This window comes from Halobellus sp. GM3 (assembly GCF_052545375.1).
Genome location: NZ_JBQWLT010000008.1, coordinates 86,896 through 104,987 on the forward strand (window position 1 = coordinate 86,896; position 18,092 = coordinate 104,987).

The following is an 18,092-nucleotide window of genomic DNA, read 5'->3' on the forward strand; positions in this document are numbered from 1 at the left end:
ACTAGCGGCGAGCTTGAAGCAAAAGGGGGTTCATTGATAGGGTACGCGAGACGCGTCCTGGCAGCGAGAGTCCGCTTGTTGGCGGCGCTGGTCGGCCTCGAACATGAAGCGAGCGCTGGCTTTGTCCCCATCGAGGGTGCGCTGATCGACGGCGGTATCTGCAAACAGCGTCCTCTGGCGTCCGGACGCGTCCTCGGGAACCGTCTTCTCACCGTTCTGAGCACGGATAGCGGAGAGAGAACGGTTGTCGACGAACTCGTCGGAGCCGCCGGTCTCGATTCGTGAAGCTCGCTCCCGGGTATCAACGTTGACTCCGTGGTGAAAGAGCGTGGTCTCGAAGGGTTCGTCATCGAGGGCAAACAAACCGGCCTCGTCGATGATCTTCGTCTCGGTATTTTCGGGGTCATCTTGAGCTTCGTCTTCGTGTTCAGTTGTCACGAAAACAGACTGGTGATGCACAGTGAACGAGCGGTGTCGGTTCGGTACGCTGGCGCTGGTGTCGGTATCAGTACTCATAGATTGTAGTCCCTGCAGAACGGGTGATTCGACTGACATGATTCTCACGTCGTGCGGATTAGTGGGGTTGATGAGGCAGGCGATCCCCGCACCGCGTCCGGGGGCGACAAACGAGTAGGCCGTGGGCAGGCCGGTCTTGGATTTATATCGATGAGTTTAGCCATGACGGACCACTATATCCCAAATTCCATCGTGTCTGTAGAATCAAACTCGCCGAGGTTCTCGTTCCCGTTGAGGAGGATGATACGAAGTGTGTCGAAGTCTCCATCGAGGCTCCCCGTCACCGTAACAGGCCCGTACCAATACCCCTCTTCGTCGCGAACCTCACTCTCGGAGCAGGCAGGGTCGTGGCTGTACGCGAGGTAGATCGTCGCGGTGGGCCCCCTAACATAGAGATGATTGACGCCAAAGTATCCGCACTTGTTTCTGTAGTGGAAGCCGCCCTCTGCCGTGAACGCACCGTCGCCGTCGACGGTGAGCTCGAGGCCGTCCACCCGGTGCATCGTGTGGGGCGGGCTCACGACCCAGTCCTCGATGGTCGAATTGTGGACGGCAACGTCGGCGAGTTTCTTCCCAGGCTCGGGATCGTCGTAATGCGGATTCCAGTCGTTCGTGGCGGGCGAGGTGATCGGCCCGACATAGACGCGGTCAATTGGGTCGAAGCGTTCAGGATATCTGGTGTACGAAGGGGGGAGGTCGCCAGGCATCACGCCGGGACCGTTCGGCAGTCCACCAGGTCTATCGTCGTCAGGGTCAGGCTCGGGCGTTGGTTCGGGGGTTCCGTCGCTGGTGTCGGGTTGGTTCGTCGTCGTGGACGTTCGAGCAGGAGTCTGCCCACCACCGCTTCCGGGTCCGTCTTCGTCAGTCGCGTTCTGCTCGCTGTTGACGGGTTCTGCGCCGAAGACGCCGAGACATCCGGCGAGGCTGGCGAGGCCAACTGTCCCAATACCGCCGAGAACAGTCCGACGGGTTACTCGTCGAGTGCTGCCGGGAGTGACTGCTTTCGGTTGGGAGAGCGGATCTTGAGGGGTAATCATAGAGGGCGGTCCCGCTTCTACACCTGTTCGCGTTCGTCGTCGGACAGTTCTCCTTCTCGTGCTCGTTTCGCTCGGAGCTGTCGAGCCTCACATTCGGTGAGGGCTTCTTCTGGGACACTGAGATAATCGAGCGCCCACTCTTCGACCTCAGGGAGCGTCATCGGGTGAGGGAGTTCGTGATGCCCGACGGGGCGGGCGAGGAATGAGCCATCATCGTCGCGAAGGTCCTCATCATAGTACCCGAGAAAGTATCGCTCGAGGCCGTTCACCCCTGGACCATCCATGATGGTAATCATGGTGAAAGAGTCCGCCTCGAACTCTGATTCGAGGCTGAGGGTCGGATATTTGGAGGTGATATTCACAGGTACAGTAGGACGGGTCTGCTCATAAGTGAGACTGAATCACATCAAATGTGGCGGCTACAGTTCTTTCGAAGGGTATGGCTCGTCTGTCTCGACGCCGTCGGTGTCGTCCACACAGAACTGCCTGTTCCATAGGTTGAACTGGAGTTGCTCGCAGAATCGACACCAGGCGGTATTTTCCTCGTATGGATGCCGATTCGGGTCGATTAGGTTCCCACAGATACACTCAACCAACGGGTCGGCAACGTCAGGACGGCCCGGCTTCCCGGCAGCGAACGCGCTGAGGGGGACGACTCGCAAGCGCCCGGGTTCGGTTGCTGCGTCTGCCGACTCGTCGGCGTAGGCAGCTGCGATGAGTGCGTCGACGGCATCGCCGTAGTCCATGTACGCTTGGAGAGTGCGAATCCAGGCGGGGACGCGGTCGGCCCACTCAGGGTCAGTCACACGAGCGTGAGCGGCCTTCGACTGCCACGATGTCGTATCGGCCGAATCGAGTGCCCAGAGGGTCTCGGCGTCCTCGAGAACGGTCTTCGAGATCCCGAAGCCGTGGAGCGCATACTTCGAGGGGATAGCGTCGCGCAACTCCTGAATGATCGCACGAACTTCACTGGTTTTGTTCGGGCGAAGAATTGACCCGATGCCAAGCGTTGGTGAGGCGAGGCCGTGCTCTTTGAGGTAGTCGAACGACCACAGATACTCTTCGATGTCGTGCCCCTGCAAGACGGCAACGGGTTCGGCGGTGAGACCGGCTTCCTCCGCAGCTTCCAGGCAGTAGACGTGGTCGCGTATTGACCACTCCTGGTGGGTGCGGATATCCCGGTCGGCGTCGCGAAGAAGATCGAGGGCACACGCCCAATCCCGGAGCGTGTACTTTTCGATTTGATCGTCGTACTCGCTCAAGTAGGCAACATAGTCGTCAATGCTCGTCGGGTAATGGTTGAACTTCTTCTGAACGCTGTACCCGCCGGAATCGATGAACCAGTTCGGCCCCTCGAAAGGGCGATTGTCCCGGCGAGCGTAGGATATCATCGCGTATCCAGGGTGTGGGATGGCGTTGAGGTCGACACCAGCAGCGAGAAGCGCTTCCAGATCGTCGAGATCGAGTGCGTCGGGATTTGTGGCGGCAAGTGCAGCCGTCCCGATGGCTTTTCGCGATGATCCGGACCCGACCGTGTAGTGGAACTTGAACCGCTCACTCTCCTGTACTCCGGGCGATAGCGATTCACCATGAGAAGGCGATCGCTGACCGGGACTGGCGGGTGCTTCTGAGGACATCGTCTCTGATCTCGCGCACCCTCCAGCGAGCGACAAACGGAGGCAGTCGGGTGGCTTGGCGACCGAGCAATTCGGGGTTAACGAGATGCACAGTTTGTCGCGGATTGAATCGGAGTCGAAATCTCAGCTATTTGGTTCGTCCAGGAGTTCGATGGTGACGGCTGCCTCAAGATGATGCCACAGTAGACCAGACCGAAACGTCTCAGTAAGGGTTGTTGCGCAATCAGGGAATTGAGCAGGCTCTTGGACGTCGTGGAGATCGTACACCCGAGCAAGGGTCTGGAGCGTATAGGCGATGGCGACGAGATCGCTTCCAAAGGGGTCGCGATCAGTATGGAGGAGATCGTCGAGCGCCGAGTAGCGAGCCTCGAGCAGTTGGTCGGAATTCACTGTTTCGAGCGAGGTTCCCATCTCGTCGAGTTCATCGAGGACGTCGTCGACGAGAGATTCGGCGAGCGGTAGCGGTTCGGGGACCGGTGTTGGAATGAAGGTCTGAGTCATTCGGAGACTGCCTCCCCATCATTAGTGCCACTGTCACCTTTGGCCTCGGCTTTCTCACGGAGGCGAGCTTTCTCGGCACAGTGGTCGGCATACACCCGAGAAAAGCGATTTCGCTGACTCTCGAGGGTCATCTGGGAGCTCCGGGCTCGGCGAACTCGGTCGAACGCGAACGGGTCACGATACTGCAGATGCGTCGGGATACTGACTTTGGCGAGGTCACCCCCGGATGAGACACCGAGTTCTCTAAGATAGCGTCGGAGCAGCGCCTCCGTAGAGCCGATTTTCGACCGCAGTGCTCGAAGCGTGCGCTCGTGACCGGATGAGAGACCATCACGCGCCTCGTAGTCGATAGCATCGAGGTCGATATCCTCCCACCGAGGCACGTTATTGGGCGTAGAGTCACCGGTCATGCACTGGCTTGCGCTTCGTCCGGGATATTCGCGCTCGGTGCGTCTGGGGTGATGGGTGCGCAGACGGCGGGTGGGTCGGGATCGGTGTCGTTGTTGTTCTGAAAGCGACGGGCGATTCGGTCGTGGAGTGTTGTGCGCTCCCGATCGTCGTCCGTGTCATCGTACGGACGGCCGGTAGGGAGGGCGATTCGACCGGAGATCGTCCCGTCGCCGTGAGCGGTGAAGAGGACGTGGTCGGTGGCGTAGCCAAACGTGTTGACCGCGAGTTCGTGGAGCTGTTCTACTTCACTACGGGTGCGTTCAGGCGCGTCTTCTGCGACTTCATAGGTCATGTTTGTACGTCCCTCACCGGCACGGGGGCGACAAAACTGGTCCTACGCTACGCTCGCGTCCGTACTGTAACGTAGGACGCTGAACGCCGGAAGAACGATTCAAAATGCTCCGATCGAGACCTGTTCGGTAGTATCTCCATCTTCCTCGGTGGGCGTATCCGATCGATCTATGTCTTCGAGTGTTTCAGCGCAGATATCGAGTGGACACGTTCCGTAGTGGCCTTCGTCGACAGCGAGGCGGTCACGCTTTCCGTGCGGATGAACGAAATTACCGGCGTGCCCCGACGGGCGCTTGCACTTCGTGCCGATAGGAGCGCTACACGATGAGCACCCTACCTCAAGCACGGGATCGCGGGGCCACGTTCGATCACAGCCGTCGCGATTGCAGGAGATGGTCATACGAACTCGTCGAAACCAGCCTGGGAGGTGTCACTCGGGTCGAGCGTGACATCGAGGTTCGGTGCGAGTGTTGGTTCTTCGGGTGTTGGTTCCGGGTCGACGTCCAGCTCAGATTCGGTGTCCGGTTCCTCTTGTGCGGCGCCGGCGTCGGTGTCGTCGTCGACGAGGGATACACCGAAGAATCGGGCGAGGACGCGGTCACGCTCGCTCGTGTCGAGTTCTCGCACAGGATGGTCGCCCCCGATGAGCTGGGCAGTGCTGATGAACCATACCCGTCGGGCATCGAGTTTCAAGGCGTCACCGAGTAGGACGTACCCGGTCATAGCGTTGAGAACGAAATTGAGAACGGCCATCTTCGCGCAGAGAGGATCTTTGTCGTATCCGAGATAGACGGCTGGAGTCTCTGGTGCGAGGTCCTGGAGTCGATGGGCACTGTCGACGATGAGTCGACCGCTCCCGCACCCAGAGACATCACCGATCACCAGAGGGTCGTCCGGCGTGGCCTCACGGAGGCTATCGGTGTCGGGGAGGTTCATCTGGGCCATCGCTCGGCTCACCGCTCCGGGCGTGAAGTACTGGGCGAAGTGCTCGCTGGTGAGGCCGTAGTGTTCGTAGACGCCGCCGAGGACATCTTCTTGCGTTTCCTCCATCGCAAGGACGAGACCCCCGAGGGCGTTGGCGTGCAGCGTCGCGAACTCTCGAACCGTCTCCTCGTCCCGACCATCATTTCGATACCGGTCGAGCGGTTTCTGATAGGCGTCTTCGTCGCCGGAGAAGCTGGCGACCGCCATACTGATCCAATCGGAGAAGACCCGGTAGGTGGATTTACCCGTCTGCTGACTGATGTCGTCGAGCGAGTCAGTGACGAGTTCGCGGTGTTTGGGTTCCAAGAGTGTCGTCATGGCGACGGGTGACCTCCCGCTGTTCGCGGCTGGTGAGAAACGGCGATCTCGGGACTAGCGAATCGACGAGCGCGGTGAGGGACGTGGATACCCCGGGTGAGAGGGATGAATATTGAGTCGTGGTCGCCACAGACGATGGTCGCGAGAAGTTCGTGTTTACACATCACGCGGAAGGGAGCGGATTGCTTGTACGGGCACGAACAGGTGAGGGCGTCCCCCCACGGGATGAATGGGTACTGGCTCCCGCTGTCGTATTCTCCGACAAGGACGGGTGCGGGGAGTTCGATACCGTAGTCAGCGAGAGCCACTGGTTCGTCAGTGTTCGCGTGTGAGAGCACAGATTCCGGGAGGACGTACACCGAGTCGATGTCATGTTCTCGGGCGATTGCGTCGGGGTTGGTGTCGTCGTCAACGATGACCATCCCCACGAAGGCGTTGTGCTCGAGGAGGTGGTTGGCGTCGGGAGTGGGTCCGATGCACTTCTCGATCAGCGACCCATAGGACGACTCCTTGAGGATCTGGCGGAGATTCGCGCCGGGGATGAGTTCCTGATACCACTTCTCCCGGTCCTTACGCACCTCACGGACGGCTTCGTGAGGGTCGGATTGCTCACTAGCTTCGCGGATACGTGCGGCAAGGTAGGCAGGTGCGTCGACCAGAACAGTGTCATCGTCGGCGTGTTCGTAGAACTTCTCCTCTTCGCGAATCCGTACATCACACGATGCTTCGGCGTAATCGAGGCCCCTCGGCTTCTGTTTTACCCCCCGCCAGGGATGGGTTGTGGGAGTCTCGGCCTTGTATGACCAGGGATTGTAGTCTCCGAGGAGCTGGTCGCGGCGGACAGGCCCACCGCCCATGAAGTCGAGGCGAATCTGGTGTTCGATGGGTTCGACGTTCGGTGGATCGCGATCAACTTTGTAGTCGTAGTCACGGTCCATGTGGGCGAGTGCGCCTGGTGGCAACGCCAGGTGAGGCACACTGCCGTCGGCTGAGTGGATGGTTCGACAGGACATGATTGACGAAGGGCGGAATGTTGAAGTCGGTCGTCTGCTGGACGCCCCACTACCGACGCGGGGGGTGAAAAATTGGCTCGGAAGATGTCCTACATAACAAACCTGGTGTCTACGTAGCGTAGGACAATCTCATAGCGGTTCGTGGAAGTCCTCGTGCTTTTCAACGTAATAGATCCTCAACTGAATGAAATCACGTTGGCAGATATAGAGCGTGTAGTCAGTACTGCCCTATTCAAATGTGGCTGAGCGATAGCTTTGTGACAGCGGCCCAACTCATGTGGAGTTATGAGTAGAGGTGGGGGCGACCCAGTAGGACTAGTTATCGGACTTATCGCCGGGAATGTCGCGTACCTGTTGTTCACTCTGATTTTATCGATGGTTATCGGCGTTGCCCCGATGGACATCTTTTCCGGCCCGTTCTCTGGTGCAGCAAGCAGTCTCGTGATGGGATGGGTGGCTATCGGTGGGTTGCTAGGCGTTGTTGACGTACTAGCTGTCTTCGGGTTCATTTCATCGCTAACCAGTGGCTGGTAGACTGCTCAGTATTGTACATGTTTCTCGGAACGCAGGTGGTGACGGATATGCGCTGTGTATTCAGCAAACTGGATTTATCAGTGACAGAGTTATTAAGATAGAATGTATGGAATCTTCAGCTAATTATCACAACCCCGCTAGCAGACTCGCGAACTGATCGAGTCTGTCGTCGAGACGATCGGGTGTGTAAACGGCTTCTTGGCGTTCGTAGTACCGGGAGAGTTCGGAGGCGCTGTCAGAGAGCGACCCGGGTTGGCAATCGGTCGCGATAGTGAGCGAACACACGGGTGCGTGCGACCGCCGGATCTGGTCGATGACATCGTCCGTCGAAGAGGGGTTGTCATCCGTCACAGTGATTATCAGCGGCTCGTCGCGTTGTGCTTCGACGAGTTCACGGGCGAGGATAACCGCATCCGCGAGGGGCGTCCCGCCACCACACGTCGTATCAAGGAGATTCGCCTGGACGTGGCGCGTTTCTATGCTGAATGGCTTCACGAGACGTGCCTCGCCACGGTAGAAGTCAGTGATGGCGACGCGAATCCCGAGGTTCTCGGCGGCGAGTGCGAACCGGGCAAGGGCTTGCGTTGCGATCTCGATCTTCGGCGGTGACCCCCGCCGCATCGATCCAGATCGATCGAGGATGAGGACGAGCGCGTACTGCTTTTCGTCCCCAAGGGTTCGGGATTTACACACGCGGGGGTCACCGATAGCGAGGCGATGACCGGCCCGCGGATCGTACGCCCCAGAAGAAAGACCACGTCGCACGTTTTTGCGGCGGTCGAGTCGAAGGTACATTTCGAGAGTTTCTGCGACCCGATCAGCCCCTTCTTCGATAGCGCCCCACTCGCGATTGAGGGCGAGATTGTCGCTGATGGGGAGAATCTCGAGATCCTCGAGACTTCCAGGCCCACCGTATTGTCCACCCTCCCCATTGTTCTGATCTTTTCCGTTCTGTGCTTGCTGGCGGGCGGAGCGTTCGAGCTGGTCAGCTAGCGCGGAGAGTTCTTCTTCGAGGGCCTGTTCGTCGATACCTTCGCGCTCGGATTCACGGTGGGCAGCGCGTTCGTCTCCGGCAAGGGCATTCTCGTAGGTGGCTTCGTCTTCGTCGGGCGACCTCGTCGAACTCTCGGTATGGGCAGGTCCTTCCGGGATGTCTTGCCCCGATTCAGAGTCTGATTCTGCTTCGGGTTCTGAACCGGACTCCGATTCCGAACGTGCGTCGGTGTCGATGTCTCCCGCCGCGCTGCTGCTCGCCGTCTCGAGCGTCGGGGTATCCGCTTGGTCCGACTGGCATGCCTCATCTAATCCGTCCGAGGAGTGCTCGTCGTCGGTCTCGCCTTCGCTCGTATCGGGATTTGTACCCTCGTGATTATCCTGGGAATCGCCGCCGAATTTCCCGAGAGTGAGCTGGTCTTGGTTCTGTTGCTGAGTGTCGATGGAACTCGAAGCGGCGGATCTCGGGACGTCACCCATGTCCTCCTCAGGAGATGGTGACTTCGACGGCGCTTCTGTCTCGGTGTTCGTCCTCTGGCCTGGATTCCCACCCTGTCGTTCCTGCTCGCGTTGTCGGGCACGGTCAGCGGCCTGCGCGATAGCTTGAGCCCGACTCAACGGTTCGGATTCTGACTCGGCCTGTCCATCATTCTCTCCACCCGCCTTGTCTTTGACATCTCCCTCACCATCACTGTCGCCTCCCGTGTCCTGAGCGGCGTCAGTTCTCTCCACGTCGGCTTCTGCGTCACGTCCGTCTTTACCATCGCGGTGGTGCCCCTGTGCGCCCTCGCCAATGCTGGGGGCCTGCTCGTCGTTCTGTTCGTCCTCTTCCCCATGATTGTCGATCTCGCCGACGTCGGTGGGGCTGGGATCGTCCGTGACCGGCGGTTGTTCGAAGACGTTTTGATGGGGGTCACTCGTTGCTTCCCGCGATAGCGAGACGTCGGTCGGATCGAAGTCTTCGGGGAGTTGCGTCGGGGGCTGGGTCTGTGACAGCCGCTGTGAATCCTCATCTGTACTAGCGCCCTCTTCAGCGTCCTGTAGCCCTTCGTTTCTACTGGAACTGTCGTCGCCTGCATCAGAGTTGGATGGCATTTCCAGCAATTCTGCGGCCTCGTCACTCCCATCCCCGCTGGACTGGTCTTGATACCCACCTTCGTTCTTACCACCGACCTGTTGGTTGACCTGGACGTCCTGTTCCTGCTCTTCTTCGTCCTCTTTGTCGGCCTCGAGGACGGGCTGAATGTGGTCGGTCCATGTCTGGATAACTCGTCGCGCTCGACGGATCGAGGCGGTCTTGTCGTGGTTGTGAGTGATGTCTGATCGGTCGGCGCTCCGAATCGCGTGTACGTCGTCAGACAGCGTACACAGTTCTGTGTGGATCGCCTCGAACGCATCCCGATCCGCATCACTCTTGAATTGTATGCGAGAATCGTTTTCGTCGAGAAGAACATCGGTCGTTCCCGTCGGATAGATGGCTTCGTCGTACAGACAACTCGTCACAGCGTCCCAGAACGAGTAGCGAATTTCCTCACCGTCTGGGATGTCCTTGGGCGTCTGCGAGTGGAGCCGTCGAGTGAGTTCAAGTCGAATTCCGGCGTTATCGCTGAAATTCTCGCCGTGGATGGCTTCGGACTCGATGGCGCCATCCTCGACGATGTTGATGAGGTCGTGAACCTGGGCATGGTATTTGACATCGACCTCGGTCTCGAGGAGTTCTGATATCGCTGTGATGGCTGTCTTGAGTATGTGGAGCAGTTCGTGAAAGGCAAGGCCGAACTGGTGGGCGTGGTCGGCGGTGAGCTGGTCGTTGAGCGGGATGCGGGTGAGGTCGGCCTCGGTCCCAGTCACCATCACCAGGTAATCAGTGTCGACGCCGGCGAGCAACTGTTCGGCCTGAGCGCGTTCGATTTCGGTCGCATCTGAAGAGACGATAGCATCGACATCGACGGGGAGAACGGCAGCGGTCTGGACGCTGGAGGAAATGACGACGTCGACGGTCAGACCCCTTGGCAGGTGACCGAGGATGAACTCTCGGAGACGGTCGGCCCGCTGCGGAGAAATTCGTGATCTCACAGCGGCCTTGGGTTTGAGATCGTCGACGACCTGGTGATGTTGAATTGACATTTTTGGAACAGGACGGAGGCTGGGACGGGCAAGTAATGGACAGAGTGTGCAGCCCCCTCGTCGTCACGGGGGCGCACAAACAAGCGCCGCTGGTTCCTCTAGAGGTAGTCATTCAGGGTTTCGTAGGCGTCCTCGGGGTACTGGTTTGGTTCGGCTACTCCCCAGAGCACCCCCTTGACGGCGGCCTTCGGGTACACTCCGTCTTCGATGTGTTCACAGAGGATCGTGAGATTCCGCGTCGAGAGCGTGGGCCAGGACTCGTTCTCTCGGGTCTGGTGGGCGAACTGGACAATTTTCTTGAGCGTCGGTCGATCCACGACGGGTTTACCGCTGTTCACCTGCCTATCGAGCGTATCCACTTCTTCCTCAACATCCTGGATGTAGGGCTGCTCGAACGAGCGGAAGCGGCCTCTCGTCGCCGAGTTCATCGGCTCCGAATCCCGGTACTCGCGGGTCGGCGGGTTCATAGTGATGACGAGGCGGGCCGACGGGTGGGGCTCAACGAGTTCACCGTGACTCTTCACCAAGAGCGTCCCCTCGTTCAAGAGTCGGTGTAACGCGATGGCAGCGCCGGCCTGCATGACGGGGAACTCGTTGATGACAATCGTATCGCCGTTCAGAAGGCCCTGTTTCACGGCGCCGTTGCGAGGAACGATGACATCGCCATCCGGGACGAGCGGGCCGAAGAGGTCTTCGGGTTCGGTCGCTCGGTCGACATCGATTGACTGGTAGCCCCGGTTTGTCTTGTGGCACAGATACTTGAGAAGGTAATTCTTCCCCGACCCACGCGGCCCGACCACCCGAATCGGGACGAGGCCACGAGCGAGTTTCTTCGCGATGAGTTCATCGAGGGGGACCTGGAAGCGTGGGTCGATGGGGACGGCTGGTGGGACGACCTCGCCGTTGTCGTCGACCGAGAGCGCGTCATAGGCTGCGTCGGGGTGAGTCGCGGCCTTCGGGACGCTCGGGTAGTCGGGATCGTCAAGAATGTGCAGGCCTGTGGGGACAGGACTCCCGGCGTTGCGGCCGATGTCGGAAACGTACATTCCTCGCTCGTCGTCGGGCTCCCACCCCTCGGAACGGTACAGAGGTTCTCCGACGGAATCTGTGACGAGCGAGAGGTCGGTGACGCGAGCGGCAGCCCGTTCGGTGTCGGGGTCCATCCGCTGGTCGTAGTAGGTGGCGGCGTTCTTCGCGAGGCGGAGTCCAACGGGGACGTGCGTGGCGGCCTCTTTGAGGAGGTTCTCGGCGCGGCTCTCGGTGAGCGTGCTGGTGAGGCCGGCGATGTCGTCAACGTTGGCGTCCGCGAGCGACTCGAAGGCGTCGTACCCGGCGTCTTGGAGGGCGTCATTAATCGTGTCGGTCACGACTTCGATCATGCGGAAGTCAACGTCGGTGTCTTGTTGGAGTTCGCCGAAGGCATCGGTGATGACCTCGGGTTCCGTCCCCTGTGGTGAAACGCCGGTGATGGTGGCGTTCCCGCTCGAAGAGCGATCTAGCGTGTAAATACCGGCGTCGTCCCCCTCGTCGATGAGGTCGGCGGCGTCCTGGTCGGAGAGGTCGACGTAGTCGGACACTCGTAGCGCCACTCGCTCGACAGGGACGTTGCCTCCTTCACGCTGGAGGAGTCGGTTCACGAGGTGTGAGAGGACAACCTGGCCTTCGGGAGTGGTGTCGCCACTCGCGGTGGATGCTGAGGACATGAGTTCTGGTGGTAGAGGCGTTCTATCTGGGTCTTTCCAGCCCCTTCACCTGTCGGGGGGCGACAAAAATGGCGTTCCACCGTCAGAGAGCGTGCAACGGTCGGTTTCTAGAATCGAATTCCGAATAGAGAGACGAGGCACGGCTCTCGATTATTACTCCATTCGTCTAATTGTTGAAAGAGTGGTTATTTAGAGAATTGATATCTGTTCTCGACGGTATCCGCGAAATCGAACGCCTTGACTAACTGAACGTGATTCTCGTAGCTGTGTTGAGAGAGTGCTCGCTCAATCCCACGGAATGCGGCTCTGTCGTTCGTGTAGATCGCTATCGAGTTTGTGAGTCCGTCTTCCAAGAGCGTAGCAGCCGCCCCACCTACTTCTGCATCGGCTTGCTCTATCGTATGCTCGGGACGCTCGGTTGCGGCGGAGATATAGTGTCGAACCATATCCATCGTGGCTGAAACGACGGGGTTCGAGTAATCAACTTCATCCAAGACCTGCACCCAGCCGGATTCTATCGCATCGTCAATTGGAGGTTGGTCGTAGGGATAGGACTCTGGCGTGAGTTCTTCGTATACTCGCTGCGGGACCAAGAGAACGATATCGTGTTCGGTCACTGCTCGCTCAAGCAGGTCAATCGTCTCGTGGCGCTCGAAGCGAATGAAGAGATTCGTGTCAATGAGGTGGCTCTCGACATCGGGAAAGAGGTGTTCCGGCACGGTTACTACTCGCCGATTTGCTCGTCTACGTCTGCATCCAACGCCTCGATATCGATTTCCGTCGAAATCTCGTCCTCTACATCAAGGAGGATTTCCTGGAGTTCCTGGAGGATTGTTTCGGCTTCGAGGACGGGGATCTCCTGCTCTCGAGCCATAATCCGGGCAGTCATCTCCGATTTCGTGTAGGCCCGAGCGTATTCGATGGCCGTCGCCAGACCGCTGACTTCGTGGCGTTCGACGTAAAGTTCGATATTGTCGTTTGAGTCGCGTTGAGCCAGGGCAACGAGAAGCGTCGGGGTGATTTGAAACGTCTCTTCCCCGGTCTGTATGGTCATATCGACCCGACGAGCGCTATATCGGTGCGGCTGAGAGTCCGTCACGCGCTTGAGGACACCGATTTCCACGAGATGCTTGACATCCTCGTAGACCGTGGTTTGAGAACTCGCAGAACGGCTTGCGAGCTCCTCTACAGTGGGGGTGTCGAGTTCGAGTACCCGAGCGTACAGACGTGCCAACCGTTCGTTCTGGATCACGTCAGAAACTGCCAGCATCGTATCCAACGGGTGCGAACCCGAGAGAGCTGATTCGGCCATATATTTTAATTTCCGCGGAATACATAAAGTTGTATCGGTGGGCTAAGTGGTGCTTCCAACCGTTGATTGAGGGGTTTGTTATTCCTCAAACCGGAGAAGAGACTCATTATTTGATAGAACCGTGTGTAAGAGGTAGAAGACGTATGCAGCACGCGCCGATTTGAATCTCTACTGACCGGATCTCAATATCCTCAAAAGTAAGTTTATTAACAAGCAAAATAATACTACTTAAGACAAAATGACGTTTTCATTTGATACCACTTATAAAAATTTGGACCCAAGCCTCTATTCGAGAGTAACGCCGAAAAGTATCGCTAATCCAGAAATTGTAGTTCGTAATGACGGGCTCTGTGCTGATCTTGGATTGGATCCAGCGGAACTCAATGCTACCATTCTAGCAGGCCAAGACCTCTTGGAAGAACCAATCGCCCAAGCATATGCAGGCCACCAGTATGGGAGCTTTACCGTCCTGGGCGATGGAAGAGCGATGATACTCGGCGAACATGTACGCGATGGTGATAGATACGATATCCAATTAAAAGGCTCCGGTCGAACGCCGTACTCCGGGAGAGGCGACGGCAACGCAACTGTCAGCTCGATGCTCAGAGAGTATCTGTATTCATATGCGATGCAGAATCTACACATCAAAACATCGAGAAGCCTAGCTGTCCTCGAAACTGACGAAGCGATCCGACGACGGCGGAAGGAACCTGGAGCCATTCTTGTCCGAGTGATGAACAGCCATATTCGATACGGGACCTTTCAGTATGTTGCAAGCCGAGCAGCCGACGAACTACAGCGATTCACTGACTACGTTATCGACAGACACTACCCACAGCTAACTGCAGCGGATCGTCCATACCTCGATTTCTTTGATGCAGTCATGCAGTCGTCGATTGAGATGGTTGTCGACTGGCTGCGTGTCGGATTCGTTCATGGCGTGATGAATACCGACAACATGAGTATCGATGGAGAAACATTTGATTACGGGCCCTGTGCGTTCATAAATTACTATGATGAGGATGCGGTCTTCAGCTCGATCGACAAGCACGGGCGATATGCCTTCGGCAACCAGCGACCCATTTTGCGGTGGAATCTCGAACGTCTCGCAGAGGCGCTCCAACCGCTGTGTACACGAACGGCGCTCACGTATGATGAACTCGAAAGTAAACTGGACGAATTTGACGATCGATTTGATGCACAATACTACACGATGATGCGAAAGAAGCTGGGGATCACCTCGGATGATGAGGAAGCACTCGTCGATGAATTCCTGGAGTGGCTCCGCAAGTCGAACGCAGACTATACCAATACGTTCCTCGAATTAGAGACGACCGGTACGTTTGATGACCCAGCGTTTGCAACTACAGAATTCGAACAGCTCAGAGATAAACTGGCTGCTGTCGGCCTAGATGAGGAGTTGATGCAGGAGGCCAATCCGCGGTACATTCCCCGCAACTACCTGGTTGAACAGGCATTGGACGAGTATCTCGAAACTGGGACTCTTTCCACATTCGAACGGTTATTGAACGTGCTGGAAAACCCCTATATATCGAAGGATATGGGTTCACAATTCCAGCAACCACCGCCACGAGAATTCGATACGGAGTATACAACGTACTGTAATACGTGAGCCAATAGTACCAAAGTAGGTATACTCATCAACTCGCCATTGCTCAGGCGAGGACACTATCATCGGGCAAACGGCAGTTACTGTTGATGAACTGTTGGGCATCGCCGATTGAGAGAGCAGTATTCACAAATGCAAGACTCGCGCCCTCCATCTTGCACGCGGTGAGAGAATTATCTGCTATCTAATATTTGAGCGTATGATTATGAACTCACGAATCCACAGTTGAATGACCACTTCGTTCACGGTGAATCAGGAGATGTCACCGAGTCGTCGCTGAAGCTGATCCTGCACTCGGTGTGCTTGCTGATCCGAGAGGTCGGCCTCTGTATCGACGCTGATGCCCGGGATATCGACGATGTCTTCGAGAGAGTCACTGAGCGTCTGCTGATTCTCGGGAAGGACATGCTGGGAGTCGTCGTCCGTCCGCCGGTCGTGCTCTTGCATGGCGAGTTGGATCATCATCGCTGGCTTTCTGAACAACTCGCCAGCGACCTCAAGGTACTCCTGATAGGTATCCGAGGCCATCGATCCCTCGTATTCCTGTAGTACCGCGATGAGCAAGGAGAGCTGAAGGTTGAACACAGTTGGTCGCGAGGAGGGCTTTGCGATCGAGATCGCTCGGTCGGCGGCCCGCTCTGCGTATTTGAATGCGATCCCCCAGTAGGTGTAGCAGTCTTCGACGGAGAAAGGGAGGTCCTCAAAGTCGTACGCGATGGCCCGTGTCCGACGAATAGCGGTATCGACCTCGATCATCCGAGTGTCGATGTCGTCGTAGATAGAGCGCCACCACTCGCTAATCGGGACACGGCCCTGACTGCGTTCGTGATCGGCATTCGTGGCTTTCCCGTAGTGCCGCCGTGTGTACCGTTCGCCCATATCGGGAAGGACGGTCCCGCTGTCGGGGAAGAAGAGGACAGGTCGCGCCCAGAGCGTCTGCGTGCCTCGGAAGTCGTACCCGGTCTGGAAGCCGCCGTAGATGATGGTCTCCGATCCTTCCTCGTCTTTGTTGGAGTCCTCATCGGAGTCGCTATCGTTACTAACAGCGATGGTGATGCCGTCTTCTTCGACGTCGTCTTCGATGTCCCCCTGATCGCCGGAGACGACGTGACGGAGGCTCGGGCAGATGACGACCATCTTGAACAACCCACCCCAATCGCGGTAGGACACCCACCCGAAGGGATTGGTTTCGCCGCGCTGCTGGAGTGCACTGATGATGGGGAGATACGCCTCCTGTGGGTTGATAATGGAGTACGAATCCGAGGCGATCTGCCACCGGAACTTAACATCGTAGCCGAGCGCGTTCAACGCCTTTCGGCGGTCGTCGACGATATCTTGATGATCATAGACACGCACGACTGCGTCGGCCTCACTCGCGGCGGCGAGGTCTTCGATCGAACTTCCGGTATAGGATTCAAGTGCGTCGACGTCGAGGCCATGCACACGGCGGATGACGGCAGTGTCGACACGCCCGGATGTCTCGACGAAATCGTTGGTCGCCCAGAGTTCACCGGAGCTCGCCTTCGGGAGGGCTTGGATAGCTTCCTTAAACGAGCGGGAGTTCGCTGCCGAACACCGGGTTTCCGGTGGAACTTCATCGGGATATTCCCGGGAGTCGTTCTCAGTGAGGCCGACGAATTTTCGGTCTGTCTCTCGGGTTAGGAGATCGGCAAGCGGAATGGGCGGGCGGTCGGTATCGGTGCGACTGGCGCTAGTATCGTTCTCGTCCCCACTGGTGTTCTCGGTCTCGTTCTCGTTCGAGTCGGAGCCGGGGGAGCGAGGCTGGCTGGAACTGGATTTGGATTCTGTTGACATGGGTGAGTCCTCGGTATCGAAAATGCCGCGGGAGTACGCACACGGCTGGGAGTGAACGGAGAAAACGCAGAGACGAGACGGCCGATCCCGTATCATGGGAGTTTGCCGCACAGTACTACAGCTACGAAGGGGAGTGGAGCGTGGAGAACCGCTAGAGCCGAGAGGAGAAAGATGGGGGGTGGTGGAGAGCCCGAACAGAATCCGTCCCGGTGGTCGTCAATCGACGCGCGGAACGCTTGGAGTGTTCTGTTTGGACATCCGATCCCCCCACCGAACAGGGGGGAACAAACAGGTGAGAGGGAAGCCGAGTCGGTCAGGCTGCTGTGGGTTACTCGTCTGCCTCACTAAGAGTACTTGTGAACGTCTGCTGGGCGGTGTCGCCCCGAGTGTTGGACATCTCCGAGAGCGACATTTCACGGGTGTCGTGCTCGGGGATGTGCTCTGTACCGCCGAAGTACTGGACGAAGCCGGGGCGAGCGTTAGGGATTTTCTTCGCGGATGCGTCGCTGATCCCCGCGAGCTGGGAGTGATTGCGCCCATAGCAGACCCAGGCTGCGAGTTCGCCCATCGAGTCGAACTGCTTGACGAGCGTACTGCGGGCGTTCGAGGGAATGTCGAGGCCTTGAATTCGATAAAGTGTCCCCGAAGCGACGGCGTCGCTGGCGGGATCTTCCTCACCGCTCCAGATGGCTTTCAGCCGTCGAAGGTTCTCGCGACGGTTCCCCGACTGCCACAGAACCTCCGCGTACTTCTCGGCGAGAGCGATCTCCGCGGCGTACGTGATGGACTCGAGGTCGGCATCCTCGAGATCGGGAACGTCTTCGGGGCCGGGGGCGGTGTTTTCGGGGTAGTCGCGACCGTCGATGGCCTCGACGTACTCATCTGAGCGGTAGTCTTGACGTTTGATTTCCCAGGTATCGTCGGTTAGTTCACGCCGGACGAAGTTCTCCGCGAATAGGTGGTAGTGTTCGACAGCGTAGTCCACGCCTTTGAGCGGGGCGAGGAGTGCGATAGCGAGTTGACTGGCCTTCTCGTCAGAGGCGTCAGGCCCCCAGTCGAATCCGCCGGGAGCGAGTCGGTGGACGAACAGATGCTTGTCGAGCAGGTTATCGCCAGCGTAGACGAAGTTTCCGCCAACGCCTCGTTCGCCTTGGTACGGTTCGTTCTTCCATTTCGTTTTTCGCGAGTAATCGGTTTTTGCTGGCATGAGATTAAGTCTGAAGGTGGGTTA

Annotated in this window: 16 protein-coding genes; 1 reads left to right on the plus strand and 15 read right to left on the minus strand. The window is 57.9% G+C overall.

The features are described from left to right. Window positions 1-30: 30 nt before the first annotated feature. From ACT3HL_RS13505 to ACT3HL_RS13565, 13 genes are all read right to left on the minus strand, one after another. Window positions 31-516, minus strand: coding sequence for a hypothetical protein (locus tag ACT3HL_RS13505; RefSeq protein ID WP_445087332.1), 486 nt, complete (start codon window positions 514-516; stop codon window positions 31-33). Between the two features lie 173 nt (window positions 517-689). Next, window positions 690-1,223, minus strand: a complete 534-nt coding sequence (locus ACT3HL_RS13510) for a hypothetical protein (protein ID WP_114450753.1) — start codon at window positions 1,221-1,223, stop codon at window positions 690-692. A 347-nt stretch (window positions 1,224-1,570) separates the two neighbouring features. Further along, on the minus strand, window positions 1,571-1,915 hold the full coding sequence (locus tag ACT3HL_RS13515) for a hypothetical protein (RefSeq protein WP_123124687.1): 345 nt from the start codon (window positions 1,913-1,915) through the stop codon (window positions 1,571-1,573). 57 nt (window positions 1,916-1,972) lie between these two features. Further along, window positions 1,973-3,190, minus strand: a complete 1,218-nt coding sequence (locus ACT3HL_RS13520) for a deazapurine DNA modification protein DpdA family protein (RefSeq protein WP_256309232.1) — start codon at window positions 3,188-3,190, stop codon at window positions 1,973-1,975. Between the two features lie 123 nt (window positions 3,191-3,313). Further along, a complete protein-coding gene (locus tag ACT3HL_RS13525; RefSeq protein ID WP_256309231.1) occupies window positions 3,314-3,691 on the minus strand; it encodes a hypothetical protein in 378 nt (125 codons plus the stop codon). After that, entirely contained in the window at window positions 3,688-4,101 is a 414-nt protein-coding gene (locus ACT3HL_RS13530; protein ID WP_123124683.1) for a hypothetical protein, read from the minus strand. Before ACT3HL_RS13530 ends, ACT3HL_RS13525 begins: the two co-directional genes overlap by 4 nt. Then, window positions 4,098-4,433 carry a hypothetical protein gene (locus ACT3HL_RS13535; protein WP_112077683.1) on the minus strand — a complete coding sequence of 112 codons (336 nt, stop codon included), beginning with the start codon at window positions 4,431-4,433 and terminating at the stop codon, window positions 4,098-4,100. Before ACT3HL_RS13535 ends, ACT3HL_RS13530 begins: the two co-directional genes overlap by 4 nt. A 395-nt stretch (window positions 4,434-4,828) precedes the next feature. Then, the gene (locus ACT3HL_RS13540; RefSeq protein ID WP_256309230.1) at window positions 4,829-5,734 is read right to left on the minus strand and encodes an N-6 DNA methylase; all 906 of its coding nucleotides are present in this window, start codon (window positions 5,732-5,734) and stop codon (window positions 4,829-4,831) included. After that, window positions 5,731-6,672 (minus strand): hypothetical protein, encoded by a 942-nt coding sequence (locus tag ACT3HL_RS13545; RefSeq protein WP_256309229.1) that lies wholly within the window; start codon window positions 6,670-6,672, stop codon window positions 5,731-5,733. Before ACT3HL_RS13545 ends, ACT3HL_RS13540 begins: the two co-directional genes overlap by 4 nt. Before the next feature lie 735 nt (window positions 6,673-7,407). Then, a complete protein-coding gene (locus ACT3HL_RS13550; RefSeq protein ID WP_256309228.1) occupies window positions 7,408-10,401 on the minus strand; it encodes a VWA domain-containing protein in 2,994 nt (997 codons plus the stop codon). Window positions 10,402-10,499: 98 nt separating this feature from the next. Then, a complete protein-coding gene (locus tag ACT3HL_RS13555) occupies window positions 10,500-12,104 on the minus strand; it encodes an AAA family ATPase (protein ID WP_256309227.1) in 1,605 nt (534 codons plus the stop codon). Between the two features lie 185 nt (window positions 12,105-12,289). After that, window positions 12,290-12,823: a hypothetical protein gene (locus ACT3HL_RS13560; RefSeq protein WP_445087333.1), complete on the minus strand. Its 534-nt coding sequence runs from the start codon at window positions 12,821-12,823 to the stop codon at window positions 12,290-12,292. Window positions 12,824-12,828: 5 nt separating this feature from the next. Then, on the minus strand, window positions 12,829-13,416 hold the full coding sequence (locus tag ACT3HL_RS13565; RefSeq protein WP_123124676.1) for a DUF7437 domain-containing protein: 588 nt from the start codon (window positions 13,414-13,416) through the stop codon (window positions 12,829-12,831). A gap of 238 nt (window positions 13,417-13,654) precedes the next feature. Between ACT3HL_RS13565 and ACT3HL_RS13570 the strand changes: the two genes are divergently transcribed. Beyond that, window positions 13,655-15,049, plus strand: coding sequence for a protein adenylyltransferase SelO (locus tag ACT3HL_RS13570; RefSeq protein ID WP_123124675.1), 1,395 nt, complete (start codon window positions 13,655-13,657; stop codon window positions 15,047-15,049). Window positions 15,050-15,298: 249 nt separating this feature from the next. Here the strand turns inward: ACT3HL_RS13570 and ACT3HL_RS13575 are convergent, their stop codons facing one another. Both ACT3HL_RS13575 and ACT3HL_RS13580 read right to left on the minus strand, forming a co-directional pair. Continuing rightward, a complete protein-coding gene (locus ACT3HL_RS13575; protein WP_390282486.1) occupies window positions 15,299-16,489 on the minus strand; it encodes a hypothetical protein in 1,191 nt (396 codons plus the stop codon). A gap of 700 nt (window positions 16,490-17,189) precedes the next feature. After that, window positions 17,190-18,068 carry a DUF6166 domain-containing protein gene (locus ACT3HL_RS13580; RefSeq protein WP_256309296.1) on the minus strand — a complete coding sequence of 293 codons (879 nt, stop codon included), beginning with the start codon at window positions 18,066-18,068 and terminating at the stop codon, window positions 17,190-17,192. Window positions 18,069-18,092: the final 24 nt, after the last annotated feature.